The 11,977-nt window shown below is 67.4% G+C and carries 9 protein-coding genes and 1 pseudogene; 5 read left to right on the forward strand and 5 right to left on the reverse strand.

Annotation, left to right across the window (positions count from 1 at the left end; translation table 11 throughout):
• Positions 1–509: 509 nt before the first annotated feature.
• The 3 genes and pseudogenes from KGA65_RS21150 to KGA65_RS00750 form a co-directional block, all read left to right on the forward strand.
• Positions 510–1,451 (forward strand): annotated as a pseudogene (locus KGA65_RS21150) (ABC transporter ATP-binding protein); the annotation flags it as partial.
• The gene (locus KGA65_RS00745; protein ID WP_225861227.1) at positions 1,448–2,605 is read left to right on the forward strand and encodes an ABC transporter permease; all 1,158 of its coding nucleotides are present in this window, start codon (positions 1,448–1,450) and stop codon (positions 2,603–2,605) included. The pseudogene KGA65_RS21150 and the gene KGA65_RS00745, both read left to right, overlap by 4 nt.
• 10 nt (positions 2,606–2,615) lie before the next feature.
• Positions 2,616–3,791, forward strand: a complete 1,176-nt coding sequence (locus tag KGA65_RS00750; protein ID WP_225861228.1) for an ABC transporter permease — start codon at positions 2,616–2,618, stop codon at positions 3,789–3,791.
• A gap of 49 nt (positions 3,792–3,840) precedes the next feature.
• Here the strand turns inward: KGA65_RS00750 and KGA65_RS00755 are convergent, their stop codons facing one another.
• Both KGA65_RS00755 and KGA65_RS00760 read right to left on the reverse strand, forming a co-directional pair.
• A complete protein-coding gene (locus KGA65_RS00755; protein WP_225861229.1) occupies positions 3,841–7,272 on the reverse strand; it encodes a S41 family peptidase in 3,432 nt (1,143 codons plus the stop codon).
• Positions 7,273–7,438: 166 nt separating this feature from the next.
• On the reverse strand, positions 7,439–8,809 hold the full coding sequence (locus KGA65_RS00760) for a DUF3422 domain-containing protein (protein WP_225861230.1): 1,371 nt from the start codon (positions 8,807–8,809) through the stop codon (positions 7,439–7,441).
• 88 nt (positions 8,810–8,897) lie between these two features.
• On the opposite strand from KGA65_RS00760, the gene plsY reads away from it, so the two are divergent.
• Positions 8,898–9,611: a glycerol-3-phosphate 1-O-acyltransferase PlsY gene (gene plsY, locus KGA65_RS00765; RefSeq protein ID WP_225861231.1), complete on the forward strand. Its 714-nt coding sequence runs from the start codon at positions 8,898–8,900 to the stop codon at positions 9,609–9,611.
• Position 9,612: 1 nt separating this feature from the next.
• Positions 9,613–9,957, forward strand: a complete 345-nt coding sequence (locus KGA65_RS00770) for a RidA family protein (protein WP_225861232.1) — start codon at positions 9,613–9,615, stop codon at positions 9,955–9,957.
• A 90-nt stretch (positions 9,958–10,047) separates the two neighbouring features.
• Here the strand turns inward: KGA65_RS00770 and KGA65_RS00775 are convergent, their stop codons facing one another.
• The 3 genes from KGA65_RS00775 to KGA65_RS00785 all read right to left on the reverse strand — a co-directional run bounded on the left by KGA65_RS00775 (position 10,048) and on the right by KGA65_RS00785 (position 11,730).
• Positions 10,048–10,671 carry a DUF1294 domain-containing protein gene (locus KGA65_RS00775; protein ID WP_225861233.1) on the reverse strand — a complete coding sequence of 208 codons (624 nt, stop codon included), beginning with the start codon at positions 10,669–10,671 and terminating at the stop codon, positions 10,048–10,050.
• Positions 10,672–10,716: 45 nt separating this feature from the next.
• Positions 10,717–11,100 carry a hypothetical protein gene (locus KGA65_RS00780; protein WP_225861234.1) on the reverse strand — a complete coding sequence of 128 codons (384 nt, stop codon included), beginning with the start codon at positions 11,098–11,100 and terminating at the stop codon, positions 10,717–10,719.
• Between the two features lie 126 nt (positions 11,101–11,226).
• A complete protein-coding gene (locus KGA65_RS00785; protein ID WP_225861235.1) occupies positions 11,227–11,730 on the reverse strand; it encodes a hypothetical protein in 504 nt (167 codons plus the stop codon).
• Positions 11,731–11,977 lie beyond the last annotated feature (247 nt).

The raw sequence follows: 11,977 nt of genomic DNA on the forward strand, positions 1-11,977 counted from the left end.
CCACCACCGGGGTGGACCCGGTGTCGCGGCGCGACTTCTGGGCCATCCTGGCCGAGCTGCTGCACAGCCAGGGCACGACGGCGCTGGTCTCCACCGCCTACATGGACGAAGCCAGCCGTTTCTCGCGCGTGGCGCTGATGTTCGGCGGCAAGACCCTGGCCGTGGGGGCGCCCGACGAACTGCGTCAACTGGCGCGCGGGGTGGTCGTCTCTGTCACCGGTGGTGACCAAGTGCGCACGCTGGACCGCATCGGCGAGCGCCACCCGCAGGTCGAGGCCCTGGGCCCGGCGGTGCGGGTCTTCGTGGATGACCAGGACGAGGCCGGCGGCCGGGCCGAGATCGAACAGTCGCTGGACGGTCAGTCCCACGGCTGCACGCTGGACGTGAGCGCCCCCGAGCTGGAGGATGTGTTCATCGCCATGCTGCGCCGGCGCGAGCTGGTGACGCTGGTGCCACCCAAGCTGCCGCAGGCGCGTCGCGCGGCGGTGCAGAACCACGACGGCGCCCTGGCCATCCAGGCCCGTGGCCTGGGCCGGCGCTTCGGGGACTTCAAGGCCGCCGACGAGGTGAGCTTCCAGGTCAAGCCGGGCGAGATCTTCGGCCTGCTGGGCGCCAACGGCGCGGGCAAGAGCACGGTCATCAAGATGCTGACCGGCATCCTCTCGCCCACCAGCGGCAGTGGCCAGGTGGCGGGGGCCGACATGCGCAGTGCCGGCTTCGCCATCAAGGAGCGCATCGGCTACATGTCGCAAGCCTTCTCGCTCTACATGGACCTGACGGTGCTGGAGAACATCCGGCTCTACGCCGCGGTCTATGGCCTCACCGAGGCCCGCACCCGCGAGCGCACCGCCTGGGTGCTGGAGATGGCGGGCCTGACCGGGCTGCAGGGCATGCGCGCATCGCAACTGCCCATGGGCCAGCGCCAGCGTCTGGCCCTGGGCTGCGCGCTGGTGCATGAGCCGCAGGTCGTGTTCCTGGACGAGCCCACCTCCGGCGTGGACCCGGTGGGTCGGCGCAGCTTCTGGGACATCCTGTTCCGCCTCTCGCGCGAGGAGGGCATGGCCGTGCTGGTCACCACCCACTACATGAGCGAGGCCGAGCACTGTGACCACTTGGCGCTGATGTACGCCGGCCGCGTGGTGGCCGACGACTCGCCCGCGGGCATGAAGGCCGCGGTGGAGCGGGACGCAGGCCATCTGCTGGAGATCCGCACCGACCAGCCGGCCGAGACCCTGGCATGGCTCAAGCAGCAGGGCTGGCAGCACAGTGCGCTGTTCGGCACGCTGGTGCACTGCCTGCCGGCCGACCCGACGGTGGATGCCGCCACGCTGCAGGCCCGCCTGGGTGAGGCCGGTCTGCCGACGCAGGGCGTGGCGACACGGCCGCTGTCGATGGAAGACGTGTTCGTCTACCGCATCACCGATCTGGAAAGCCGGGAGCGCCGCGCATGATGAACTTCAGCCGCATCGTGGCCGTGGCCAGCAAGGAATGGCGCGAGATCGTGCGCGACCGCCTGTTCTTCACGCTGGCCTTCGTGGTGCCGGCGGTGCTGACGCTGCTGTTTGGCTACGGCCTGTCGCTGGATGTGGAGAACATCCCGATGGCGATCGTGGACCACGACCGCACGCCGCTCTCGCGCGAGTATGCGCACCGCTTCATCGACTCGCGTTACTTCCGCTTCGAGGGCTATGCCGATGACGAGCGCCAGCTCGACCGGGCCATCACCGCGGGCGAACTGCGGGCGGTGATCGTCATCCCGCCGAAGTTCCAGCAGGACCTGCTGGCCAGCCGGGCCGTGCAGGTGCAGACGCTGATCGACGGCACCTTCCCGTTCCGCGCGTTGACCACCAAGAGCTATGTCACCGCCATCAGCAGCGCGATGACGCTGGACGTGCTGGCCGACACGCTGGCCCGCGCCGGCGGCGTCACCACCGCGCAGGCGCGCGCCACGCTGCAGCCGGTGGCGCTGCAGGTGCGCTACCTCTACAACCAGAGCGTGGCCAGCATCTGGTCGCTGGCGCCCAAGCTGATCATGGCCATCATGATGATCTCGCCGCCCTTCCTGACCGCGCTGGGCGTGGTGCGCGAGAAGGAGAGCGGCTCCATCTTCAACATCTACGCCTCCACCGTGCGGCGCAGCGAGTTCCTGATCGGCAAGATCGCGCCCTATGTGGGCATCTCGTGGCTGAACGTGCTGCTGCTGTGGGGGATCGCCACGCTGGTCTTCGGCGCGCCGTTCAAAGGCGACTTCGCGTTCTTCATGTTCGCCTCGCTGCTGTACGTGACCTGCACCACCGGCATCGGCCTGCTGGTGTCGGTGGCGGTGCGCACCCAGGTGGCGGCCATGATGGGCACGGCCATCCTGACGGTGGTGCCGGCGGTGCTGTACTCGGGCGTGCTGATCCCCATCCCCTCGCTGTCGGCCGCGGCCAAGGTCATCGCCCACCTGCTGCCGGGTATGTACTACACCGACATCGTGCTGGGCGCCTTCCTCAAGGACGTGTCCTGGAGCGGGCTGTGGCTGAACATGGTGGTGCTGGCGCTGTACGCCGCGCTGTTGTTCGGCGTGGGCTATGTGCTGTTCCGCAAGCGGGTCAAGGCATGAGGGGCGTGGCATGAAGGGCTATTTCAGCGGACAGGACATCGGTGTCTGGCTGCGCCGCCTGCGGGCCATGAGCTGGAAGGAACTGCTGCAGCTCTGGCGCGACCCGGTGCTGCTGTTCTTCATCGTCTACGCCTTCACGGTGGACATCTACAACGCCGGCTCCGGCGTGACGCTGCAGCTCAACAACGCCGCCTTCGCCGTGCTGGACACCGACCGCAGCGCCGCCTCGCGCGAGCTGGCGGGCCGTTTCCAGCCGCCGCATTTCAACCCGCTGGGCCTGGTGGGGCAGGAGAGTCAGGGCCTGTCCCTGCTGGACAACTCCGACGCGCTGTTCGTGCTGGACATCCCACCGCAGTTCGAGCGCACGCTCTCCCGCGGCGAGACCGCCACGGTGCAGATGCAGGTGGACGCCAGCAACTCGGTGCTGGCCACGCTGGCCACGGCGGACGCGACCCAGATCGTCGCCAGCTACGGGCTGGAGACCGGCATCCGCCGGCTGGGCTTTGGCAGCAGCGCCAGTGGGCAGATCTCGGGCGTGCCGATGATCAGCAATGCACCGCGGGTCTGGTTCAACCCGAACCAGAACGACGGCTGGTTCATGTCGATCTCCGAGCTGCTGAACGTGATCACCGTGTTCGCCATCCTGCTGCCCGCGGCGGCCATGGTGCGCGAGAAGGAGCGTGGCACCATCGAGCAATTGATCGTCTCGCCGCTCACACCGTTCCAGGTGATGGCGCCCAAGGTGCTGGCGATGACCGGGGTGATCCTGACCGCCACCGCGCTGTCGCTGGGCCTGGTGCTGGTGGGGCTGTTTGGCGTGCCGATCCGCGGCAGCCTGCTGCTGTTCTTCGCGGCCACCACGCTGTATGTGGTGGCGCTGTCGGGCCTGGGCCTGTACATCGCCACGCTCACCCGCAACATGGCCCAGGCCAGCATGCTGTCCATCTTGGTGCTGGCGCCGATGATCTTCCTCTCCGGCGCATGGACGCCGCCGGAGGCCATGCCCACCGTGGCGCGCTGGCTGATGTTCATTTCGCCGCTGTACTACTACATCGACGTGGCCTACGGCGTCGTCCTCAAGGGGGCCGGGCTGAACGTGTTGTGGTCCGGCTTCCTGGGCATCATCGTGCTGGGCAGCATCACCGTGGGCCTGGGCCTGCAGCGCTTCCGGCGTCAGTTCGACTGAGGCGGCGGCCCCGACACGGCCCCGGGGACTTGGGCCCCCGGGGTTGGGCTCAGCGCGGGGGCAGGCCCTTGAGCAGCTCCTGCACACCGGCTTCGAGCTGCTGGTCCTCGCCGCGCACGATGCGGGCCGGGTCGTTGGCCACCTGCACGTCCGGCTGGATCAGCGCCTTCTCCATGTACTCGCCCTTGGCATCGCGGAAGCCCACTTCGGGGATGCCGAAGTAGAGGTCCGGGTTCTGCAGCGTCTCCCACCAGACGGCGGTGCCGGTGCCGGCCACCGGCATGCCCACCAGCTTGCCGATGCCCAGGTGGTGGTAGGTCCAGGGGAAGAGGTGGGCGTCGGAGTAGTTGCTCTCGCTGATCAGCACCAGCGAGGGCTGGGTCCACCTGCCGGTGGGCTCCCAGCCCAGCGTCTGGCCGCGCGGCACGAACTGCAGGTAGCGCTGGCCGCTGAGCAGGGTGGCCAACTCGTCGTGCAGGTTGCCGCCGCCGTTGAAGCGGGTGTCGACGATCACCGCTGCCTTGCCGCTGTCTCGGCCCAGCAGTTCGGAGTAGGTGTGGCGGTAGCTCTTGTCGTCCATGCCGCGCACATGCACATAGCCGATGCGGCCGCCCGAGAGCTTGTCCACCAGGGCGCGTTCACGCTTGACCCAGCGCTGGTACAGCAGCTCGTTTTGCGCGCCATTGGCGATGGGCTTGACCACCTGCTCGAAGCGCTGGCCCTTGGCCGGGTCGAACACCGACAGCAGCACCCGCTTGCCCGCCTTCTGGTTCAGCAGCGAATCCACCTCCGCCCCCGGGGCGATGGCCACGCCGTCGATCTTCTCGATCACCATGCCGGCGGCCACACGGGGGGCTGGGCCAGCCTCCAGCGGGCTGCCTTCGATGACCTCGGCCACCTTCAGCCCGGCGCCGGTGTAGGCGCTGTCGTAGAAGGCGCCCAGTTGCGCGGTGGCGTCGGCATTGGCCGCATGGCCGGTGTAGCCCGAGCCGGTGTGCGAGACATTGAGCTCGCCCAGCATCTCGCTGAGCAGCTCGGCGAAGTCGGTGTCGTTGCTCACATAGGGCAGCTGCCGCTCATAGACCTGGCGGTAATAGGCCCAGTCCACCCCGCCCATGTCGGCGGTGTAGAGCTTGGCCTTCGTCTGGCGCCAGACATGGTCGAACAGATAGGCCCGCTCGGCGGCACCGTCCAGGTTGAGCTCGGCCTTGAAGGTCAGCGGCTCGGCCTTGACCGGCCCGTCCTCCTTGGGCAGCTTGAACTTCTGGATGCGGCCGCCTACCAGCACGAAGCCGTTCTCGCCCTTGGCGTCGAGCTGCAGGTCCATGGACTGCGACTCGCCCCGGCCGCCCTTGGGCGCCGGGAAGCTGGCCACCTTCTTGTTGTCGTCGGCGCGCGGGCGGTTCACCCACAGGTCCACGCTGTCAGCGGTCTCCACCAGGTAGTACAGGGCCTCACCGTCGTTGGACAGGGCCGAGGCGCGGATCTCCCCGGCGTTGGGCGTCAGCCGCGCGATGCGGTCCTCGACCTTGCCCAGCTCCAGCTTGACCGGCGGCGGCAGCTTGAGGGCGGCCTCGTCCTGGGACTCGTCCTTGTCCTCCTTGGCGTCGGCCTTGCCCCCGTGCTTGGACTTCTCCTTGTCCTTCTTGCCCTCGTCTTCCTTCTTCTTCAGGGCGGCGAACTCGCTCTTGTCGAGCTGGAAGCGGTCCCAGGCGGTGCGGGTGAAGAACATCGCATAGACGTCGCGCTCATTGGAGCCCGAGGCGCCGTGCAGGCCGGTGCGGTCGGTCTGCCAGGTCATCAGCTGGCCGTTGCGGCTCCACTGCGGCAGGAAGTCGTCGTAACCGCTCTTCGTCAGGTTCACCAGCGGGCCCTTGCCCTGGGCGTCGATCAGGCCCACCTCGGCACCCCAGCGGTTGCGGTCCAGGAACTGCACCAGCAGGTGCTGGCCATCGGGGGCCCAGTCGAACCATTGGTCGCTGTCGGCATAGGAGTAGTTCCATTCGCCGGCCAGCACGGTGCGGGTCTGGCCGCTGGCCAGGTTCAGCACCTTGATGGTGGTGCGGTTCTCCAGGTAGGCCACTTCCTTGCCGTCGGGCGAGTAGCGGGGCTGGAAGTTGTCCTGGCCATTTTTCAGCAGGGTGCGGATCTTGACCTGCGCTGCGCTGTAGAAGTTGGGCGCGTCCTTCTTCTTGCCCGGCAGGCTGGCCTCGTAGAGGTTCCAGGCACCGTCGCGTTCGCCCGCGAAGACCAGGCGGCGGCCATCCGGGCTGAAGCTGACCGAGCGCTCCTGCGTCGGGGTGTCGGTGATGCGCTGGGTGTCGCCGAACTCGGTGGAGGCCACGAAGACTTCGCCGCGGACGACGAAGGCCACTTCCTCGCCGTCCGGGCTGGGGGCGATCTCGGTGGCGCCGTCGGTGTAGCGCTTGAGCACACGGTCACGGGCCAGGGTGTCGGACGTGATCTGTACCGCCATCTTTTGCGGTTCGGCCGCGCCCGGGGCCAGGCGGTAGAGCTCGCCGTCGTAGCCGAAGGCCAGGGTGCCGTCCTGGGCGATGGACAGGAAGCGCACCGGGTTGCGGCTGAAGTGGGTGACCTGCACCGCGGCGTCCGGCTGATTCAGCGGCATCTTCCAGACGTTGAAGGAGCCGCTGCGCTCGCTCAGGAAGTACACCGCCTGCTCGTCGGGCGACCAGACCGGGTCACGGTCCTCGCCACCGAAGGTGGTCAGCCGGTGGTGCTGGCCGGTTTTCACGTCGTAGAGCCAGATGTCGTGCGCCACCGGCGAGACGTGGTGCTTGCGCCAGAGGTTCTCGTAGCCCTTCCAGTCCTCGTAGAGCATCTCGGTGCCGGCGCGGTTCAGCTGCGCGGACAGCGCCGGGGTGCTCAGCAGTTGCACGGGCCGGCGGCCCCCTTCGACCGGGACCTGGTAGAGCTCGCTGGCGCCGCCCGAGGGGAACATCAGGTTGTCCTTGGCGTCCATGCGGGCGGCCGAGAACAGCACCGCCCGGCTGTCGGGCGTGAAGCCCAGCGGGGTCTCGTTGGCGGAGTGGGTGGTCAGGCGCCGGGTGGGGCCGCCCTCGGCCGAGACCAGGAACACATCCTCATTGCCATACAGGTTGGACGCGAAGGCGATGCTGCGCCCATCGGGCGACCACACCGGGTGGCTGTTGTGCTGGCCGTTGGCCACCAGCAGGCGGGCGCTGCCGCCGGCCGTGGGCACGGTGAACAGATTGCCCTGGAAGGCGAAGGCGATGCTGCGCCCATCGGGCGAGATGGCGGGGGTGCGCATCCACAGCGGGGCGGTGACCGGACCCAGGCTGGGTGGGGCGGACACCGGTGGCGTGTTGGCGGTGGGATGGGCCGGGGCCGGGGTGGTGGCGGCCCAGGTGGTCAGCGAGGCCAGCGCCAGGGTGAGGGCGGCGGCCTGAGCCAGGGGGGAACTGCGGCGGGGCGCCGGTCGACGGTGCTTGAAACCCATGTAAGTCCTTTGTGAGGGCGAAAGCGGCTCCTCCCAGCGCGTTGACGCCGGGGGAGCAGGATGTGATGTCACACCCAAGCGGCTTTGGAGGATCCACGGTAACGCTTTGTTCCGTGGCGGCGCACTGCGTCTTAGGGAGACGGGCCCCGCAGGCCCGCGGGCCGCATCAGTCGACCGCGTGATGCACGCGGATGCGGTGCACGAACCAGGCCACCGCGGCCACCACCGGCACCACGGCGATGCCCACCACCGCCTCGGGCTGCAGGTGGTAGGGCTCCAGCACCGGCAGCGTCTTGGCGGCCTTGGCCAGGTAGCCCACCAGGCTCAGCGCGTAGTAGCTGATGGCCACCACCGACAGGCCTTCCACCGTCTGCTGCAGCTGCAGCTGCAGGTGCTGGCGGTGCACCAGGGCCCTGAACAGGGCCTGGTTGCTGGCCTCGCGGGTGATCTCCACCCGCACGCGGGCCAGGCTCAGGGCGCGGTTGATCCGTTCGGCGACGTCGGTCAGGCGGCGGTCGGTGCTGTCGCACAAGGCCATGGCCGGCTCGAAGCGCCGGCCCAGAAAGCCCGCCAGCGTGCGCAGGCCCGGGATGCGCTGCTCGCGCAGACCGTTCACCCGGTCCTCCACGATGGCGTGGTAGGCCCGCGTGGCCGAGAAGCGGTAGCGGGTGCGTGAGGCGCTGTGCTCCACCTCGGCGGCCAGCCGGGTCAGCGCTTCCAGCGCGCCGGCATCGTCGCGCTGGTCCTCGTTGGACATGGCGTCCACGATGCCTTGCAGCTGGCCTTCCAGTGCGGCCAGCTCGCCGGCCTCCTGCTGCGCCACCGGAAAGCCCAGCATGGCCAGCATGCGGTAGGCCTCCATCTCGCAGACGCGCTGCACCGCCCGCGCCGCCTGGTCGGGCGGCAGGCCGTGGTCCAGCAGGATGTAGCGCACGAAGCCGTCCGCGCCCAGTTCCAGCCGGGTGAACAGCGTGGCCCCACCATCGGCGATGTGCGAGCCGATCAGCGGCGGGTGTTCCAGATCGTCGTCCGGCCGCTCCAGCAGGTGGCGGCAGCGGGACACGGTGCTGTCATCGGCCGGCAGCAGCAGCACATGGGCGGCCGAGAGCAGGGCGCCCGGGTTGTTCTCGCCGTACAGGGCGCGCACGAAGCTGTCGGGCAAGGCCGCGCAGGCGCTGGCCGTGCGCCACAGGCTGGACAGCTGCACGCTGTCCGGCGCTTCGCCCAGCGCTGGCATCAGCCGGCACATCTGCCAGCTGATGAACTCGCCGTGGCGCTCGAACTTCAGCGTCCAGTCCTCCGTCACCAGCACATGGTGGCGGGTGCCCGGCTGCGGCGTCGGCTGGCCTTGTGTGGCACACAGCCCGGCCAGCGCACGCTCGGCCCCTTGTGGGTCCATCTGCCAGTTGACCCAGGCCGACACCACACTGCCCGGGCGCATCAGCAGGGGCGGGCGGGCGTGCAGCTCATCGTGCAGGGCGGTGTGCTGGCGCGCGGGCCAGGCGGCGGGGGCCTCGGGGTGGATTTCTGCGGACATCGGAACCACTCAGGAAGGGCGCCAGGGACGGCGGGGCAAGGGGCGCAGCTTACACTCCACGCCCGGCATTGTTGCTGCGCTTGTTGTCATGGATGCACTGTTTTCGCTGCTGGCCATCGTGCTGGCCTACCTCGTCGGATCGCTCTCGTTCGCGGTCATCGTCAGCCGCGTCATGGGTCTGGACGACCCGCGCAGCTACGGCTCGGGCAACCCGGGCGCGACCAACGTGCTGCGCTCGGGCAGCAAGAAGGCTGCCATCCTCACCCTGCTGCTGGACGCGGTGAAGGGCGTGGTGCCGGTGCTGCTGGCCCAGGCCCTGGCGCCCACGCTGCACTGGGGGGAGCTCACCATCGGCCTGGTCGGGCTGGCCGCCTTCCTCGGCCACCTGTGGCCGGTGTTCTTCCACTTCCAGGGCGGCAAGGGCGTGGCCACCGCGGCCGGCGTCATCCTGGCGTTGAACTGGCCGCTGGGCCTGGCCGTGCTGGCCACCTGGCTGGTGGTCGCCTTCGTGACGCGCTATTCCTCACTGGCGGCCCTGGTGGCCGCCGTGGCCGCGCCGCTCATCGAGCTGCTGGTCTGGCCCTCGGTCCAGGCGCTGCCGCTGCTGGTCATGAGCCTGCTGCTGATCTGGCGCCACGGCGGCAACATCCGCAAGCTCATCGCCGGCACCGAATCCAAGATCGGCCAGAAGGCGGGCGCCGCTGCCGCGGCCAAACCGGCGGCCTCGCATGCGCATGAGCAGGCGCATCGCGACCACCCGCACCGTTCCCATTCCCACTCCGCTTCCAAAGGAAAACACTGAAATGATTCAACGCTTCGACGTCGGTACCCGTATGTGCGAAATGACCGTCCACAACGGCGTGGCCTACCTGGCCGGCCAAGTGGCCGAAGACGGCTCGCAAGACATCGTCGGCCAGACCCGCCAAGTGCTGGCCGCCATCGACGCGCTGCTGGCCAAGGCCGGCAGCGACAAGACCAAGATCCTGCGCGCGCAGATCTTCCTGGCCGACCTGGCCGACTTCCCCGGCATGAACAGCGTGTGGGACACCTGGGTCGTGGCGGGCCACACCCCGGCCCGCGCCACCGTGCAAGCCACGCTGGCCAAGCCGGAATGGAAGATCGAAGTGGTGATCACCGCCGCCGTCTGATCGATCGCCGCCGTTGGCAACCCCGGCCTGGGAAGGTTGGGGTCTGGCGGCCTCTGCCACAGCAAGACACGGCCCTGCGGGGGCTGCTGATCAGACCGAATGAAGCAAGGCCAGCACGCCATCCAAGCCGGCCTGCAGCACCACGAATCCGATCACATTGAGCAGGACCGTCATCCAGAACAGGTTGACGAAGGACGGCTTGCTGGTCTTGTGCCGCAGCAGCTGCTGCGCGATGAGCGCGCCCGGCCAGCCGCCGATCAGCGCCAAGCCGTGCAGCGTGTTCTCCGGGGTGCGCCACTGGTTCTGGCGGGCAGCTGACTTGTCGAAGACATAGGCGAAGAAGGTGACCGCGCTGGCCCCCGCATAGACGAGGAGCATGTAGGGCTTCAGACCCCATCGCACTGCGACGAAGTACACCAACGCCAGAAACGCCGGAATGACCAGCACGCGCGCCAGCGACCAGGGCGCGGGCGCTTCCGTGCGGACACGGGCCGCCTGGCGCGAGCGGACCGGATACTGGACGGACTGCGCGCGTTTCTTCCCGTCGGGGCCCATGGCCACCTCGAAGGTCAGCACCTGACCCACTTGCGGCCGCCCACTGCCCGCTGGAAACGCCTTGATGTGGACAAAGATGTCTTGGCCGCCCTGCGTGGGTTCGATGAAGCCGAAGCCTCGGTCGTCATGCCAGGTTTTCAGGGTGCCTTCGAATCTCATGGGGGACGGCAGGACATTCAGCAGGAGGGCGGGTCGAGCGAAATGTCAGACCTCGTCCTGCACGAGGGCCGTTCCGGCATGGGCGCTCTGAACTGACCCGGCTTTCAGAACTTCCGTCCGGTACGTGATGCTGCGACCCGAAGCCTCTACGGTTACGACGGTGCGAACAACCACACCCAATTGCGACCCAATCTCAAGAGTTGCAGGAACACCAGGCTTGGTTGACACGAACGGAGCGCCGAGAACCTTTGAGGTCTGTGCGTCCGTGATTGAGAGTGAAACCCGGTAGATGCCAGGTTGAGCAGTGCGTGCCGCGGAGACGACGGTAACCGGCCTTGCCTCCTTCCAGTCGCTCGGGTTGAACTGCTGTGCGAAAGCTGAGACAGACAACATCGCAGCTGCATAAGCGATGACGTGCAGACGGTTCATTCTCTTTCCCCTCCGTAGTTAAGGCCTGAATGGTGGGCGAGCTTCTCACTGGCGTCAATGACGTGGTCTAACGCCCAGGTTAACCGGCAAAAATGCGAAGCATTTTTGTCCGTGTTGAACCTACAGTTAGGCATCTCCGCTCCAAAGAACCTTGCGTGCCAGGAGCTCCGCTTGCCGAGCAAATCCAACCGGTGGTTCTGCGGTAGTACCGTGCGCGATGTCATCCCGCGCACCTTTGAGCAACTTGAACTGGGAAATGTCGGTTTCATCTAGTTCGGACCAAATGCATGTTGCGCACCACACAAACCGATCGTACAGATTCTTCAGGCTATCAACCTGTGTTTGAAGTAACTTCTTGGTGGCCGGGCCATGCGCGCAATTTTCACTGAGGAGCTTGGAAAGCTTCGATGCGTGGTCGATGCGGCCATACACAGCATGTGTTTCAACTTCAAGTGTGAGGAAGAAGTAGAGAAACCGCTTCAGTTGATCTTTTTCTGCAAGTCCCAGTGCAAAGAAGCGAGCGGCCTTGGCGTTTAACGATGAAGTTACTTCTCGCGCGGCCTCAAGCTTCGCAGACAGTGCCTGACCTTCTAGCCGGTAGGCTGTGTGCAGGTCGGCTTGAAGCTGCATGCGGATGTCATGGACTGCAACCCCACTCGCTGTTCGGCCGACCGATGCCCGCGCAAGCTTGCGCAATGCTACGTAGCGGTTCTCCTCATTCAGTACGCAGGTCAAGCCAGAAACTATTGGGGGGCGTTCTCAAATCCGAAGTGCAACACCTTGCCCCTCCGGTAAGGTGTGAAGATGAAGATGAGATACAGGCAGCTGCAAGCTGAAGACCGCGTGACGCTGGCGGCGCTGCGCCAGCAGGGCTACA

The sequence above is a fragment of the Ideonella benzenivorans genome, from assembly GCF_020387415.1.
In the GTDB taxonomy this organism is placed as follows: Bacteria; Pseudomonadota; Gammaproteobacteria; order Burkholderiales; family Burkholderiaceae_C; genus Ideonella; species Ideonella benzenivorans.